At 44.5% G+C, this 15780-nt stretch carries 17 protein-coding genes; 7 read left to right on the top strand and 10 right to left on the bottom strand.

Annotation, left to right across the window (positions count from 1 at the left end; translation table 11 throughout):
• Nucleotides 1–173 precede the first annotated feature (173 nt).
• The 3 genes from ACOJRU_RS08320 to purM are packed head-to-tail and all read right to left on the bottom strand — an operon-like array spanning nucleotide 174 to nucleotide 2576.
• Nucleotides 174–929, bottom strand: coding sequence for a DUF3108 domain-containing protein (locus tag ACOJRU_RS08320; protein ID WP_421134550.1), 756 nt, complete (start codon nucleotides 927–929; stop codon nucleotides 174–176).
• Nucleotides 889–1539: a phosphoribosylglycinamide formyltransferase gene (purN, locus tag ACOJRU_RS08325; protein WP_421134551.1), complete on the bottom strand. Its 651-nt coding sequence runs from the start codon at nucleotides 1537–1539 to the stop codon at nucleotides 889–891. The genes ACOJRU_RS08320 and purN overlap by 41 nt, the downstream gene beginning before the upstream one ends.
• Nucleotides 1536–2576, bottom strand: coding sequence for a phosphoribosylformylglycinamidine cyclo-ligase (purM, locus tag ACOJRU_RS08330; RefSeq protein WP_421134552.1), 1041 nt, complete (start codon nucleotides 2574–2576; stop codon nucleotides 1536–1538). The genes purN and purM overlap by 4 nt, the downstream gene beginning before the upstream one ends.
• Nucleotides 2577–2852: 276 nt before the next feature.
• Between purM and ACOJRU_RS08335 the strand changes: the two genes are divergently transcribed.
• Nucleotides 2853–4148: a DUF2066 domain-containing protein gene (locus tag ACOJRU_RS08335; RefSeq protein WP_421134553.1), complete on the top strand. Its 1296-nt coding sequence runs from the start codon at nucleotides 2853–2855 to the stop codon at nucleotides 4146–4148.
• 5 nt (nucleotides 4149–4153) lie between these two features.
• Nucleotides 4154–4885 (top strand): DnaA regulatory inactivator Hda, encoded by a 732-nt coding sequence (gene hda, locus ACOJRU_RS08340; RefSeq protein WP_421134554.1) that lies wholly within the window; start codon nucleotides 4154–4156, stop codon nucleotides 4883–4885.
• Nucleotides 4886–4941: 56 nt separating this feature from the next.
• Here the strand turns inward: hda and ACOJRU_RS08345 are convergent, their stop codons facing one another.
• From ACOJRU_RS08345 to arsC, 4 genes are read right to left on the bottom strand one after another with little or no spacing between them, the layout of a single operon-like run.
• On the bottom strand, nucleotides 4942–6849 hold the full coding sequence (locus ACOJRU_RS08345; protein ID WP_421134555.1) for a hypothetical protein: 1908 nt from the start codon (nucleotides 6847–6849) through the stop codon (nucleotides 4942–4944).
• On the bottom strand, nucleotides 6846–7268 hold the full coding sequence (locus ACOJRU_RS08350; protein WP_421134556.1) for a DUF2069 domain-containing protein: 423 nt from the start codon (nucleotides 7266–7268) through the stop codon (nucleotides 6846–6848). Before ACOJRU_RS08350 ends, ACOJRU_RS08345 begins: the two co-directional genes overlap by 4 nt.
• Before the next feature lie 9 nt (nucleotides 7269–7277).
• The gene (gene wrbA, locus ACOJRU_RS08355; protein WP_421134557.1) at nucleotides 7278–7868 is read right to left on the bottom strand and encodes an NAD(P)H:quinone oxidoreductase; all 591 of its coding nucleotides are present in this window, start codon (nucleotides 7866–7868) and stop codon (nucleotides 7278–7280) included.
• Nucleotides 7868–8221 (bottom strand): arsenate reductase (glutaredoxin), encoded by a 354-nt coding sequence (arsC, locus tag ACOJRU_RS08360; RefSeq protein ID WP_421134558.1) that lies wholly within the window; start codon nucleotides 8219–8221, stop codon nucleotides 7868–7870. The genes wrbA and arsC overlap by 1 nt, the downstream gene beginning before the upstream one ends.
• A 229-nt stretch (nucleotides 8222–8450) precedes the next feature.
• On the opposite strand from arsC, the gene ACOJRU_RS08365 reads away from it, so the two are divergent.
• Nucleotides 8451–8921, top strand: a complete 471-nt coding sequence (locus ACOJRU_RS08365) for a TlpA family protein disulfide reductase (RefSeq protein WP_421134559.1) — start codon at nucleotides 8451–8453, stop codon at nucleotides 8919–8921.
• Nucleotides 8922–8942: 21 nt separating this feature from the next.
• On the opposite strand, the gene ACOJRU_RS08370 is transcribed toward ACOJRU_RS08365, so the two are convergent.
• Nucleotides 8943–10409 carry a M48 family metalloprotease gene (locus ACOJRU_RS08370; protein ID WP_421134560.1) on the bottom strand — a complete coding sequence of 489 codons (1467 nt, stop codon included), beginning with the start codon at nucleotides 10407–10409 and terminating at the stop codon, nucleotides 8943–8945.
• A 264-nt stretch (nucleotides 10410–10673) separates the two neighbouring features.
• Between ACOJRU_RS08370 and ACOJRU_RS08375 the strand changes: the two genes are divergently transcribed.
• A complete protein-coding gene (locus tag ACOJRU_RS08375) occupies nucleotides 10674–11744 on the top strand; it encodes an AI-2E family transporter (RefSeq protein WP_421134561.1) in 1071 nt (356 codons plus the stop codon).
• Between the two features lie 65 nt (nucleotides 11745–11809).
• On the opposite strand, the gene bcp is transcribed toward ACOJRU_RS08375, so the two are convergent.
• Together bcp and ACOJRU_RS08385 are read right to left on the bottom strand one after the other, a co-directional pair.
• Nucleotides 11810–12280, bottom strand: coding sequence for a thioredoxin-dependent thiol peroxidase (gene bcp, locus ACOJRU_RS08380; protein WP_421134562.1), 471 nt, complete (start codon nucleotides 12278–12280; stop codon nucleotides 11810–11812).
• Entirely contained in the window at nucleotides 12258–12821 is a 564-nt protein-coding gene (locus ACOJRU_RS08385) for a glycine cleavage system protein R (protein ID WP_421134563.1), read from the bottom strand. Before ACOJRU_RS08385 ends, bcp begins: the two co-directional genes overlap by 23 nt.
• 179 nt (nucleotides 12822–13000) lie before the next feature.
• Between ACOJRU_RS08385 and dapA the strand changes: the two genes are divergently transcribed.
• From dapA to purC, 3 genes are read left to right on the top strand one after another with little or no spacing between them, the layout of a single operon-like run.
• Complete coding sequence (gene dapA / locus ACOJRU_RS08390) at nucleotides 13001–13885, top strand: 4-hydroxy-tetrahydrodipicolinate synthase (RefSeq protein ID WP_421134564.1); 885 nt, start codon at nucleotides 13001–13003, stop codon at nucleotides 13883–13885.
• Between the two features lie 12 nt (nucleotides 13886–13897).
• Entirely contained in the window at nucleotides 13898–15001 is a 1104-nt protein-coding gene (gene bamC / locus ACOJRU_RS08395) for an outer membrane protein assembly factor BamC (protein ID WP_421134565.1), read from the top strand.
• Nucleotides 15002–15013: 12 nt separating this feature from the next.
• Nucleotides 15014–15727: a phosphoribosylaminoimidazolesuccinocarboxamide synthase gene (gene purC / locus ACOJRU_RS08400; protein WP_421134566.1), complete on the top strand. Its 714-nt coding sequence runs from the start codon at nucleotides 15014–15016 to the stop codon at nucleotides 15725–15727.
• Nucleotides 15728–15780 lie beyond the last annotated feature (53 nt).

The raw sequence follows: 15780 nt of genomic DNA on the forward strand, positions 1-15780 counted from the left end.
AGGTCTGACCAGCATCTGTAAAACTATTATTTAATGCAGCAAAGATCAAGATTTTTACATGAAATTTGCATTAATTTACAGCGTACACGTGTAACTATTAATTGATTGAAAACTATGAGAAAAGAGGGGAGGCAATACCGATCATTGTACCGCCTTCGCTGTTCATAACATGACTAGAGTGTGGTGTATTTCTTCAATCTGATATCGCCTTGCTCATCACCGTCTTTGAACTGTTGCAAGCGAACTAACGCGTAATCGAGGGATGGCGCAAACCATGCGAAGGTTTCGCGGGTTTTGGAGGCTCTGATTAGTTTTACTTTTAACGCCTGAATGTCACCGTAGGGTAATGACACTACTTCTGAATCGACCACTTCTACGCCGTATTCGCGCTGTTGGCCGCGATAGTTGATAAAGCGGTAAGAGAATGTCGTTTCTCCTCTAGCAAGTTGTTGCGCGAGATCTAAACGGTAAATTTGATTGTCAAATTCGCCAGAATAAGTAAAGCGAGCCTCATCACCAACCACGATATTTCCGTTATTACTCGTATCAAACGTGACGTCTAACGACTTGTCGGGACCGGTACCCGAGCGTGAGTAGTAATACTTTGATGGTATTACTTCACCTTCTTTCACAAAGAAAATAGAGTGTTCGGTACGTTTATCCGACAGAAAAAACTTAGACACTTTTGAGGAGTAATGAAGCGAATATTGATCATTCCCCAAAGATGTCAAAGTGATTGATGCGCTCCCAACGTCATCCCCCCATTTGTAAGCGGTATAAATCGCTTCGTAGGGAGAGAGAAGTGACCCGCTGTCGACAGGCTCGTTGTCTTTTGAAAATGCTGTCATTGGCGCAACACAGAGTGTTAGCGCCACAAGAAATGAGCGTTTAGTCGTTCGCATAACCTGATTCAGGAAGCGTTTTGTCATCAAGTATTGCCTTATTATTTTGCATCTTCAACCTGCCTTCACTAAACCAGCGTAAAACAAGAGGATAGATACGACGTTCTTGTTCTTGAACACGTTCTGCGAGGTCTGATGGCACGTCATCTTCAAAGACCGGCACGCGGCTTTGTATGATAACAGGGCCACCATCTAACTCTGGTGTGACAAAATGAACGCTTACGCCATGTTCCTCGTCACCACTGTCAATTGCTCGCTGATGCGTATTCAACCCTTTGTACTTAGGCAACAAAGACGGGTGAATGTTCAGTAGTTTTCCAGAAAAACTATTCACAAATTCAGGGGTTAAGATGCGCATAAACCCAGCAAGCACAATACAGTCAACATCAAGTTGTTCAATCTGGGCCCGTAATGCTTTGTCATAGGCGTCACGATCGTCAAATGTATGATGGTCTAGCGTGATTGCTTTAATGCCCGCATTCTCGGCACGGGTTAATCCGTAGGCGTTAGGGCGGTTGCTGATAACGGCCGTAATCGTTGCATGTAATCTACCGGCTTCGATATCGTCGATTATTGCTTGTAGATTACTGCCGTTACCAGAGATGAGAACACAGAGTTTTGTTACTGTATCTGTCACGCGATTATCTCAACTTGTTCTTCGCCGTCTTTCGCTTCAATGTGGCCAATCAACCATGCATTTTCGCCGTGTGCGTTCAGTATAGAGATGGCGTCATCGGCTTTATCTTCATCAACCACAATAACAAGGCCTACGCCGCAGTTGAACGTTCTATACATTTCATGTTTTGTTACGTTGCCAGACGCTTGAAGCCAGTTAAAAATAGCAGGCCACTGCCAGCTGTTTTCGTTTACCACGACTTTTGCGTCGTCTGGTAAGACGCGGGGGATGTTTTCCCAAAAGCCGCCGCCCGTAATATGAGAGATAGCACTAACCTTAACTTCTTCAAGCAGCGCGAGTACCGATTTTACATAAATTTTCGTAGGTTCAAGCAAGTGCTCGATGAGAGGCTTACCTTCAAGTAGTTCATTAACGTCGGCGCCACTTACTTCGATAATTTTTCGTACTAACGAGTAACCGTTAGAGTGAGGGCCTGATGAACCCAACGCGATAAGCTTTTGCCCAGGCTTTACCGTTGTGCCGTCAATAACATTGTCAGCTTCTACCACGCCAACACAGAAACCCGCGATATCATAATCACCACCGTGATACATACCCGGCATTTCAGCTGTTTCACCACCAATAAGTGCACAACCCGCTTGCTGACACCCTTCGCCTATTCCAGAAACCACCGATGCAGCTACGTCAATATCGAGTTTGCCGGTTGCATAGTAGTCTAAGAAGAAGAGCGGTTCCGCGCCTTGTACAATAAGGTCATTAACGCACATAGCGACGAGATCGATACCTACGCCATCGTGTCTATTTGCGTCCATGGCAACGCGCAGCTTAGTTCCCACTCCGTCAGTGCCTGACACAAGTAAAGGCTTTTTGTATTTGCTTGGAAGCTCGCACAACGCGCCAAACCCGCCTAAATTGCCTTTTACTTCTGGTCGATGTGTTTTCTTTGTGACAGTTTTGATTCTTTCGACTAGCTGATTACCAGCATCGATATCAACGCCAGCATCTTTGTAACTAAGAGAGGTTTTATTTTCGCTCACGGTTGTGCCCTAGAACTAAGAGGTAGAAAAACGCGAATTCTACCAGTATGTCGCCACATGTCCAATTTTCAGCGCATTAAACCGGGAGAATAGTTCATGTTTTTTTGTTCCGGCATGCGGTTTCACACGTAACGTAATGTTATTCGCTTTATTTTTCACTTGTTGCTGAAAAAAACAGTATTATAGAGGACAATGATTGAATAATTTGTTTTAGTTTTTATGCGCCAGGGGGCATGTAATAGATTGATGAGTATTAGAAAAGGACGACTTGCATTAATGAACGCTCGCAACATAGTAAGTATGGTTTTTTGTCTTATAGCGATAATAGGCCAATCGGTACAGGCCACTGAGCGATTTAGTACTAATGAAGCTAAGATCCCAGTAGATAATCAAACCCAAGCCACACAAAAGAGCGCACTGAAAACGGCGTTTAAGCAAGTGTTAATCAAAATGTCTGGTGCGTCTGACGTTATCGATAATGCAGGGGTGCGGCAGGCACTTCGCACTCCCGACGCTTTTTTGCGTTCATATCGTTTCAGTTATGAAAGCAATCAACCCTTTTATATCGCCGAATTTGACCGTAAAAAGATTACGCTACTACTTCAAAAAGAACGGCTGCCGCTTTGGGGCGATAGACGACCAGAGACCTTGGTGTGGCTTGCGGTTGAGGACGAAAACGAGATAAGAACCATACTCGATGAAGGTACGCAAAATGAGGTTATTGTGGCCTTAAATGAAACAGCCAGAAAGCGCGGTGTTCCCATCAGTGTACCTTTAATGGATTTGACTGATAGCGAAGCAATAAGCATTTATGACGTATGGGGGCGATTTGTTGAGCCGCTGTCGGTAGCCTCGTCTCGATATCTTGTTGATAATATAATAGGTGCAAGGCTTTACCGAAATGTCTTAGGTGAAATACCTGATATTGAGTCTGGTGAGGTGACTACGGTGGAAGCGGCGATAAATGACCAACCTGCTGTTGAAAATGAAATCACTCAAAATAGCCCAGTTGACGGTAACGCGATTTCTTCAGACGATATCGACATCGATAAAGTGCAACGTGAATTTGTTGATAACGCACAAGTAACGGCAAAGGTCGCACCGTTTTCGGTGGAAGAATTCAGCGACTATGCACAACGTGCCGAAGCAGGTGATTACGCGCTAGATTGGGTTTTTATCGGAAACGGCAAGGTCAGCTATGGCTCTATCTATAACAACGACCCGACCATACTGGCCACTAAGCTTGTTGATGCGTATGGTAATTACTTGTCTTCGCTGTATGCGGTTGTAGCGGGGGAGTCTTCTGCGGAAAAAGTCTCAATTTCTATTTCTGTTTCAAATATCAACTCGATAACGAGTTACGCTAAAGCGACTGAATATCTTAATAGCCTGAGCGTGGTGGAAAGTGCAATGTTAACGTCTCAATCTGGCTCGGTAGCAACATTTGATGTAACACTATTTGGAACGACAGAAGATTTACTCAATACGGTTCGCCTTGATAAGCACCTTAAACCCGTTACTGATGCTTACGGTCAAGTTGTCGAACAAAAAACGTTTTATTGGAATCAATAGACACTATGCAGTTGCCGCTCCCTGTTACATTACCTACCGATGAAACATTTGACAGTTTCGTGCTTGGTGGTAACAGTGAAATAGTCGCTATGCTCAAAAATGTGTCGGCGCATGATGATTGGCGTTCATGTTCGCACCTGCAAAACCTTCAAGGATTGCAACTGCCACTTATTACGCTTTTAGGGGGCGAGGGAATAGGTAAAAGTCATTTGTTGTTTGGACTGTGTCATCAGCTTTCTGAACAAAATGTGAGTTACCTTTATCTCAACTTGAACGATCACCAAGATTGGTCGCTAGCGATTTTCGATGGGTTAGAGAATGTGTCTGTTATCTGCCTAGATAACATTCATGCGATAGCTGGCAAAGGCGATTGGGAAGAAGCATTATTTGATTTATTCAATCGGGTAATTGAACAACCTGGTGCGCTAATAATTTGTAGCAGCCATATAGGGCCCGCTAGCCCTTTGTTTTTACTTCCTGACCTTAAATCACGCCTAGCATGGGGTGTTATCTATCACATTCATTCGTTAGACGACGAGGCGAAGAAAGAGGCGGTACGACTTAGGGCGCAGCAGCGCGGACTCAAACTTTCAGAGCACGCTTTACAGTTCCTACTTACTCATAGTGAGCGAGATTTAAGAAGCTTGTTGGCGTTGCTCGCACGTCTTGATACGCGTTCACTACAAGAAAAACGACGACTTTCGGTGGCCATGGTTAAGCGCGAACTCTGCCTATAATCGTAAAAAAGCCATCTTAATGATGGCTTTTTTACATTGCGTGAAGCGTGCCTTTCTTACTGAAACTGATGAGATTCCAGCAGTTTATGCTTTTCCATTAAGGATGCCTTCTCGCCGTCAGACATAATGAGCGGTGTGTTAGTCTCACCCATTCCTAGTACTAAGGTTTCAAACCAATCACTGTTCGCCGGAAACAGAGTAGGGTCGGGAAGTTGTGATTGGATAAGAGGTACGTTTAAGGAGGGCAGTACTCGACTGACAGCGTAATCGACTCTCATCAACGTATTATTATCACTGACTCTATTTCGTTGTCCCCACGTCACAGTGTAATCACGACTGTTGATAGTATCTCGGGTGAATACCGCAACATCCGAACTTACTCCTAGTCTATATAGCATCATAAAACGCTCGACCAATGTGGCGAAGTCTTCTCGCCTTGTGTAGTAAGAATAAAAGCTCACTGCGCCATCTTCTTCGAACCAGTTGGCCACCTGTGAAGCCGTATAACTTTGCTGAGTTGCCGTTGCGGTATCTCCGCCATACCTTACATCGGCTAGCGCGTGCAATTGTGCAGAGGTCAACGGCAAAGCGTTATCAAGCCCGTCAGAAAGTTGTGCATTTCGATTCACAAAGCTTAGCGGCGAGTCTGAAGCGGATAGGCTCCCCCATGTCGTATAATCAAAGAAGTCATTAGCATGGGCCAACTCGTGATACATCAACCATGTTAGTGCCGCTTCAACGCCTTCTTGTGTGCGCGACAATCGAGACGCGGCTGAAAGCCCTGGCTGAGGGAAATAGTATTCTCCCTCTTTTACATAACGCCAAAACGATGAGAAGTTAAGCGCGTTACCAAAACCGCTACGGTAGTCTGGACGCGTATTCAGCGTATCTCGCTCTTGGGGTGTGCGCCAAAAATTGTTGGCGTCTAAATAAATGGCACCTGTTACGGCCCAGTAAAAAGACGGCCTTACCTCATAGGAAATCACTACTGCGGTTGTCGCGCGTAGCAGCTTTAGCATGTCCTCACTACTTGCTGACGTTTCTAAGAAAGACTTAAATGCGTCTCCCATCCACGGGTGGGAAACATAGGTTCTATCTAACACATCATCAATGGATGGGGTTTCGGTGACTTGACCAAGCAAAGGTAGGGTCGCAAAATTACAACTTTGTGTAAGTAGGTTGTTGTAAACGCAAGAAGAAAGTGCGCTAGCGTAGGGACTGTTGGGGCGGTACGGTTGCATATGCGAAGTAACGGTCTCAACAATGCCGTTTGATGTGTTAACAAAATAGGCGTCGGTATCAACAGGTGTGTCTTTCACGAGCACTTGTGCGGTATCAGATGCCGTTGTGCCATCTGAGAAAAAAAGTGTTGAGCGCATTTCTACTATGCTGTCTGAAGTAACCCGTGGCGCTTGAAAAAACACGCTATAAGAAAAGTCTCCATCATCAAAGGCAAGGTCAGCAACGGCAGGCCCAGATAACTGCTCCCACGTTATGTTCGTAACGTCTTTGAGCGTGTTGTTGTCAACTCGCAACGAGACGCGTCCGCCTTCGCTCGTTTCATGGCCTAGCCGCAAGATAGCTTGAGGTTGCTCTGAATCAGAAACGGTAAGCGTAATAGAATCGCTCAACGACTGACCATTATTAAGTGTTGCATCCACTGAAATGGTGTACTCGCCAGCGCTGTTGGCATCAAACCCAATCACTTGTGTATGCGAGGAAAGAGGCGATATTCCACCTGAAACCGTCCATGAAATATCAGATATACGCGTATCTACCGGCGCAGCAACAGCAAAATCAACCGAGTCGCCTTGTGAAATAGATGTTGCACCTTGAATCTCGAACGATGCTGGGGTAGCCGGCGGTGTGGGCGTAGGTGATGGTGTAGCGGCTCCGTCATTGCCACTCCCACCTCCACAACCATATAGCGTAAGAAACGATAACGACAGTAACCATGGTTTCATTGCTTGTCTCCTTCGAAATAGGCTTTTTCGTCTTGCATTTCATCTTTCAGTTTGCGCAAACCTAGACCTAGCTCTCGGCCTCGTTTTCTTGCAAACGCACTACAACCTATAAACATACCGGTACATAGTATAATTTCGATAATGGCGTAAAAGCGCTCGGCAGGAATAGCATACGCAACCGTGCATCCGTGAATTAAGTAAAATAAAACGACAAAGTTAGCCCAAGCGTGGGTGTAGGGTTTACCTTGAATTACCCCTTTAAGCGGCAGTATTAGCGGAACAACATATACCAACGTTATAAAGACCGGTGAATAGGCGGTGGTCTTTGACAGAAAAAACTGCCACAACACAATCCACACCAGCAGTAAAACATGGCTAATTAACGCCAAATATCTTACCGTTTTTGTATCTGATCCCATTAAAAACTCCTAATTAGGCAGTGACGAAAGTGCCTTCGCCATTGTGGCAAGGCGTTTACCTTGCGCAATACATAATGCACGCTCGTGTTCACTTAAGTCAGTTTGCTGATTGTGTGATACATGAGTAACCCCGTATGGCGTTCCGCCAGTCGTGGTTGCATGAAGCTCTGGTTCACTATACGGCAACCCGCAAAGCACCATGCCATGATGCAGTAAAGGAAGCATCATAGACAGTAGGGTAGACTCCTGCCCACCATGCATTGAAGAGGTCGACGTAAACACGCACCCTGGCTTGTTAATGAGGGCACCTTTTAACCATAATGAACTGGTCGAATCCAAAAAGTGCTTCATTGGCGCTGCCATGTTTCCAAAGCGGGTAGGGCTGCCCAGCGCAAGCCCACTGCAATTTTTCAGCTCATCATGCGTAACCACAGAGGGGGCATTTTCGCTGGGAGCAAAACTGGCGCCGTTGTCGTCTAGCTCGGCGACGGTACGCACGATAGCTTCGAGCCCATTTGCAGCGACGCCCTGCGCTATTGCGTCAGCTATTTTTTTTGTACTGCCATGCTTACTGTAATAAAGCACAAGAATGGGATTCATTATAAAATTTCCAATACCGATTCAGGCGGACGCCCTATTCGCGCCTTGTCACCGTTTATGACAATAGGACGCTCGATAAGTTTTGGTATATTAACCATGGCTTCAAACAACGCTTGGTCGGATACACTGTCATCCGCAAGCCTAGCATCCTTATACTCTGTATCTTTTGTACGCATCATTTCACGTACTGTATTAACATTAAGTTTTTTAAATACTTGCTTAAGTTCGGTTTCGGATAGTGGCGCTTTTAGGTATTCCACGATGACGGGTGCTATCCCGTTATCTTCGAGCAACGACAATGTCTGTCTGCTTTTAGAACAACGAGGATTATGAAGAAGGGTTATAGAAGTCATTATTTTCCCATTAATAGAATTGCAGTATCGCGTGGGCGGACTATTGCTTTTTTGAACCTAATTTTCAAGCGCTATGCATGGTAAATGTAAATCACTTGCGATAATCGCACGAAATAGGCATGTTATACACTATGGCTATACACGCACTGATATGGCGTGGCTGTGCGCTTGTCATCACCACCGTGACTAATCAGTTTTTATCGTTACGTTAACAGAGGTTTATGTTGTTATGCGAAAACTTGCGTTGTTGTTGCTCTTTATTGTGCCGCTGGGTGTGGGCGTTTTCGTGTATCAGTCGCAACAATTCGACTTTGAAACGTTAGACGGAACCACACATTCATGGTCTGACATGCAAGGGGAGTGGGTAGTCATTAATTATTTTGCCCCCTGGTGTGCGCCTTGCCTTCGTGAAATGCCTGAACTCAATGCGTTTTCCAATGCATTGCCGTCGAATACTCGCCTTTTTGCCATTAACTACGACAGGTTATCTCGGGAAGATTTGTCCAAGCTAGTCACTAAGTACGACATTGAACTCAATGTGATTTTCGCACAACAAAACACAACATTACCGTTAAGTAAACCGGCTTATTTACCCGCGACCTTCATTATCGGGCCAGATGGCAAGGTAAAGGAAACCATAATGGGAGAGGTGACAGAGCATAGCCTTAAAACCCGTTTGCACTCACTAAAAGAATCATAATAAATGCCGTCGGTTTTCTTGCTACAACCGTTCTAAACGCTCTTCTTGGTCTCTGAACTGTTTAATACGCGCTCGTATCCGCTGCTTCTGTAGGTGATCGTCACCGGCAAAGTTGTAAGCAAATTGCAGTTCATCCACCGCTCTGTTGTAAGCGCCGTATAAAGCATAGACTTCTGCTTTGCTCTGGTGCATCTGAGAAAATCGTTTCGCTTTTTGATACGCTTCGCTCATCAACTGATGGGCAATTTGATAGTCTTTTCTTACTAAAAGAAAATCTTTAAGTAAGGTCACCGCATCGTCAAAGAAACCTGCACTTATCATCGCGTTTGCTTGGTTAAGTGCTAATACCTGATTTCGAGGGTTATGCTTAGTGTGCGGCGCTAACAGTTCAATGGCTTTTTCAGGCTCGCCCGCTGCAATATAAATATCCGTAGCAGCATCTAGATAAAATAAATTGCTAGGATCGTTTTCTAACAGGTTATTAATGACAATTTCCATTGCTTTGTCATTTTTATCATCTCGCATATATGCCAACGCTAAGCCGTAAAGCGCGGCTTTTTCACTGCGCTTAACGTTCGACGCTACCGCCGCTTCAAAATATTCTACCGCATAATCGGGCTCAAACGAGTACCGCGCCATAATTCGTGCTTTCGCTAATTCAAAACGTTGACTAATAGGTAAGTATCGGCGTGGATAATCTGCTGCACGCGCTCTTGCATCGGCAATACGGGTTTCCGTTAATGGGTGAGTTAATAATCGTGCTGGAGGACGCGATACCATTCGGTATTCCTCCGCTAACGTAGAGAAAAAGCCAGCTGCTGCAGTCGGGTCAAAGCCTGCTCTCGCTAACATAGCTATACCGATGCGGTCTGCCTCTTGTTCGTTGGTACGGGTGTAATCTATCTGCATTTGCGCATTAGCTGCAGAGCCGGCTTGCATGGCTGCAATACCCGCTTGAGGGTTTGCCATTGCAATAAGTACACCGCCAATTAGTGATGCAAGCGCCAGCGGAGAAGAGCGTTGTTGGGCTTGCATGCGTCTAGCAATGTGACGTTGTGTCACGTGAGAAATTTCATGTGCTAGCACTGAAGCTAATTCACTTTCAGTGTTTGCTCGCCGCATCAGGCCGGCGTGAACACCGATATGTCCGCCGAAAAAGGCGAAAGCGTTAATGGCATCGTTATTGACCCAGAAAAATTCAAAGGGAAACTTTGCGCTGTCTGCATGAATAACTAAGCGATTTCCTAAATCTTGGAGGTATTCATCGAGGACGGGGTCGGCAATAAGCGGGCTTTGGCTGCGCATTTGGCGCATAACCGCATCACCGACGATGATTTCTTTGTCTAATGAAATTGCATCAGACGCAACAACACCAATCTCGGGAAGGGTATTTTTATTGTCATACGTTACGCTCTGTGCAACCGCGGAAAGGCTAGTGGTTACTAAAAATGAGAACGCAGCAAGGTGTATAGAAAATGTTTTTTTCATCTACCCGTATTTTTACTCTTTGCGATAATGTTTATTAGAGCATGAAAGTAACTAATGAGTTTCAATTATTTATCGTTAAATTATGCAGTTGGTCGAGGATATCAATGTTTCTATTGTTTTTCACTCTGCCATTGTGCGCGTAGGCATTGATGCACTACACCTACCAGTACGTTTTTCTTTAAATCCAGACGGCATAATATTGCTATAACGTACGCCTTTACTTATGATGCGTGTTCTATTTTCTTGTATTCCTTGGATGTTTTTATGATTAATGTGTTTGGTCGTTGGTACCAGCGCAAGTTTTCAGATCCCGACGCAGCCATGCTGCTTATTCTCATATTAATTACCACGACGGTACTGCTATTGTGGGGCGAACTGATTATGCCGGTGCTTGTTGCAGCGGTTATTGCCTATCTCCTTGATTGGCCGGTAACGCGTTTGATTAAAATAGGGATTGGCCGAGGAATAGCGTGTGGTGTGGTGTTACTTGGCTTTCTAACGTTGAGCATCCTCACGCTGATTGGCCTTGTTCCTATAATTTCTAAGCAAAGTGTTAATCTGATTCAAGAAACACCACTCATCTGGCAAAAAGCGCAAGATTGGATCTTAACGTTACCTGATAAATACCCAGATTACGTTCAGGTATATCAAATTCACCAAATGATGGAAGGGTTGAACGATAAGTTAGTTGAGGTAGGGGAAACGCTACTTACTGCATCATTTAGTAATATCGCTAATGTGGCCGCGTTACTTGTATACGTTGTTCTTGTGCCGCTAATGGTCTTTTTTATGTTGAAGGACAAGATGTTTTTCTTAGAGAGCATTTCACGCGTATTACCTAAAGAACGCCGGCTTATTACCCAAGTCGGTCACGAAATGAATTCACAAGTTGCGAATTATATACGCGGTAAAGTAATAGAAATTATTATTGTGGGTATGGCGAGTTGTGTAACGTTTGTATTAATGGACTTACGTTACGCTATATTACTTGGAGTGCTCGTTGGCATCTCGGTACTTATACCGTATATAGGTGCCGCTGTAGTGACCATACCTGTAGCCATTGTCGCGTTATTCCAGTGGGGGCTTACCCCTGATTTCTGGTACTTAATGACAGCCTACATGATTATCCAAGCGTTAGACGGTAACTTACTCGTTCCGCTTTTATTCTCCGAGGCGGTAAGCCTTCACCCGCTTTATATTATTATCGCAGTTTTGGTTTTTGGCGGGCTGTGGGGTTTTTGGGGCGTTTTCTTTGCGATACCCCTTGCGACATTGGTGAAGGCAGTAGTAACAGCATGGTCTAGTGGACCAGCAGAACCTATAGTGAAAGCGTAGAAACAAAAAAGCCCTGGCAACAGGGCTTTTTTATCGCGGCGAGAACGTGTAATAACGACCGTTAATTAGGCGTCGCTTTTCACGTAATCTAATACCACGGTGTGGTGATCTTTGGTTTTGAATTTCGTAAACACATGTTCCACAACGCCATTCTCATCGATAAGAAACGTTAGGCGGTGAATGCCGTCGTATTCCTTGCCCATGAACTTTTTTGGACCCCACACGCCAAATGCGTCAGCAACTGCATGGTCTTCATCAGACAACAATGTAAAGTTAAGGCTTTCTTTGTCTGCAAATTTAGGAAGACGCTTTACAGCATCAGGGCTAATACCAATGATTTCTACATTATTCGCGGCAAGCTCGTCTTTAACATCTCTTAGCCCTTGAGCCTGAACGGTGCAGCCAGGTGTCATTGCTTTAGGATAGAAGTATACGAGTACTTTTTTACCTGCGTAATCAGCAAGCGAAATGGTCTCATCGTTTTGGTTTGAAAGTGAAAATTGTGGCGCTTTATCACCAGCCTGTAACGTTTTCATTTGCATCCTTTTTGTGTGTATCAATTACTTTGCCTGTCACGTTTAATGAGGCAAATAAAGCCATTAGTTCGGTTTCAAGCTTTTCGAAGTCTCCCGACTCGGCCATATTTACGACAAACTTACAACGCATCGACTCTTTCGCCGTCGTTGATGCCTTAAACGTCCGTTGTCGAAATGCGCTTATTGACGCATTGCGTTCAGCAAAGAAACCGGTGACAGACTTAATAAGTCCCGCCGTATCTTCTCCACTGAATTCAACATTAAACAAATGTTCTAAGTTTTGCTTTTCGTGATGGCTGGTACGCTTCATCATAGAGAGAAGATCAAGCCGCTGACAGACAGACGGTAAAATACATTCCGCTTTAGTGATAGCGCTTTGCGCACCTTCAATAATCATCGTAAGAGAAAACTCTTTGCCATATATTGCTTGTCGGCTATCAAGAATGTTGCACTGTGCTTCAGAAACCGTGCTTGCAAGTTCACTCAGAATCCCGCTTTTATCTGTACCTAAAATAGTCACGATAAGTTGATGTTGAGACATGCAGTTTCACAATAAAAAGTAACATGGCGCGATGTTAGCACAGAGTTTTTTTCCAAGTTAGTGCCTTTTTCACGACTTTCGTCGCCTTATTGACAAAATCTTGTCATTTACCCTGTATGACTGCTTGTGTTTAAGCACTGAGATATTTAACATGTGCGCTCAGATTTTGCGGAGAGATTATGTTTACTGGCAGTTATGTAGCACTTGTCACGCCGATGTTCGAAAACGGCGACGTTGATTATAAGTCACTTGAAAAGCTAGTTCGCTTTCATATTGAGCAGGGAACCCACGGCATTGTTTCTGTTGGCACTACTGGCGAGTCAGCCACGCTTCCATTCGACGAGCATGTTAACGTCGTAAAAGAAACGGTTTCGATGGTTTCTGGGCAAATCCCCGTTATTGCGGGCAGCGGGGCAAACTCGACTGCTGAAGCAATTTTTCTTACCGAACAATTGGGCGCATTGAATATTGATGGTTATCTCAGTGTCGTGCCTTACTACAATAAACCGCAACAAGCAGGTATGGTCGCGCACTTCAACGCGATTGCTGATGCCAGCGACCTTCCGGTGGTGTTGTACAATGTTCCTGGCCGAACGGTTGCTGATATGCTTCCTGAAACGGTGGCTGAACTTTCTGCTCACAAAAACATTGTAGGCTTAAAAGATGCGACCGGTGATATTTCAAGGTTAAAGGCCACGCAGAAACTTGTTCCTAACGACTTCGTTCTGCTTAGTGGTGATGACGGCACAAGTTGTGAATTCATGTGCGAAGGCGGGCATGGCGTGATATCTGTGACCGCAAACATCGTGCCTGGTGCAATATCTAAGATGTGCGACGCGGCGTTGAAAAAAGATTTTGTGACGTGTAAAGAAATAGATAAGAGTATCGAACTGCTCCACAGCACACTGTTTATCGAACCAAATCCAGTAATGCCGAAATGGGCATTATACAAAATGGGGCTGATGAATAGCGCCCAAATGCGACTACCGATGGTTTTACCGGAACTTGCGAGCCAAAAACATATCGAAGAACTATTACAAAAATACGCATTGATATCTGGTTAATAAGGAATGCAGATGAAAAAATCGCTGGCTATAGCAAGTTCGTTGGCTGTAATTGTACTTGCGGGTTGTTCAAGCCAAACTGATAGAAAGACAGCTTCAGGTAGTTATAAATACTTAGAAACGCAAGAGCAGGTTCCTTTGAAGGTACCTGAGAGTTTAGATGCGCCAGCATTCTCTCGTGAGTTTGCATTGCCGGAACTTGGTGATAATGTCGACCCTGACCTTGTGGGAAATAAGATGGTTGTTCAGTCGCCGTCGTTGGTATTACCGCTAGTCACGGGCTCCAGCGTACAGGAAGGAAAAAGCACGGCAACCATCACGTTTGACCAAGTTGACGATAGCCAACCGTTGAGCCAGGCAATCTGGAATTCGCTGCTAAGCTTTCTTGATGAAGAAGGTATTGGTGTAGATTCTTTCGATGCTGAAAAGCAAGTATTAATCACCGACTGGATGGTGATCACTAAAGAAATAGAAGGCCCATGGTATAGCATGACGTCTTCTGAGAGCGAAGTCGGTCGCCGCTTTGAGTTTAGTTTAGCAGTAAAACCTCATGGTAGAAGTGCAGCGCTTACCGTTGATTTGAAAGACTACTTGGAAACTCAAGGTAACGAGGTTATTGCTGAAGTATCATCAATGAAAGAACGTCGTGAAGAAGTGGATGTACTGAATCAAGTTATTGTCCACTACGAATACCAAGTTCAGCTCGCTAAATCGCGACGCGTTGCCCAGATTCGACAAGGTCTTCAAACCGAAATGGGCTTCAACGCCGATGGCGATCCTGCGTTTATTGTTGCGTCACAATATGACATTGCTTGGCCTAGAATGTTGTTAGTACTTCGCAAGCTTGGTTTCGACGTTAAAGATTTAGATAAGTCTAATGGGCTTTTATTTGTCAGCTATAATGGTGCAGACAATAGTTGGTGGGATGGTTTGTTCTCAGGTGAAGGCGACCTACTGAAGAAAGACGACTATCGTTTAAAAGTTGAAGCCGCTGGCAAAGACCGTACTTCTGTTACTTTCATGAATAATGAAAGTGTACCTTTTGAAGCCAATCAAGTTTCCGACCTATATAGCGCTTTTGCTGAGGTCATGTCAGAAGATAACCTTGATATTTAATTGAGACTGAGCATGGAAAAACGTGATGAGCTTTACCGCGGTAAAGCAAAAACAGTGTACTTTACTGATGATAGCGAAAAGCTGATCCTTCATTTTCGCAATGATACGTCAGCCTTTGATGGTGAAAAGATTGAGCAGCTTGAACGTAAGGGAGAGGTAAACAACAAGTTTAACCACTTCATTATGACCAAGCTTGAAGAGGCGGGAATTAGCACGCAAGTAGAGGCACTCGTGTCTGATACCGAGTCACTCGTTAAAAAGCTTGATATGATCCCTGTTGAGTGTGTGGTAAGAAATCTTGCTGCTGGTTCGCTTGTGCGCCGTTTGGGTGTGGAAGAAGGCCAAACATTAACGCCGCCAGTGTTTGAGTTCTTTTTGAAGAACGATGCATTGCACGATCCAATGATTAACGATTACCACATCGCGTCATTTGGATGGGCAACAGAAAATCAAATCGAACAAATGAAAGCTATTACCTTTAAGGTGAATGCTGCTCTTAAAGCGTTATTCGACGATGCTGGTATGTTGCTGGTTGATTACAAATTAGAGTTTGGCGTCGACAAAGCCGGTAACATCGTATTGGGCGATGAATTTACACCTGATGGCTGTAGATTATGGGATAAAGAAACGCGTAAGAAAATGGATAAAGACCGCTTTAGGCAAGGTCTAGGTTCAGTAGTAGAAACATATATTGAAGTTGCTCAACGCTTGGGTTTAACGCTTTAGTTTTATTTCTATAATACGCGTAATAATTGAAAGAAAAGAGGACCTAAAAAGGT

It is taken from the genome of Alteromonas algae, from assembly GCF_049117195.1.
Taxonomy (GTDB): domain Bacteria; phylum Pseudomonadota; class Gammaproteobacteria; order Enterobacterales; family Alteromonadaceae; genus Alteromonas.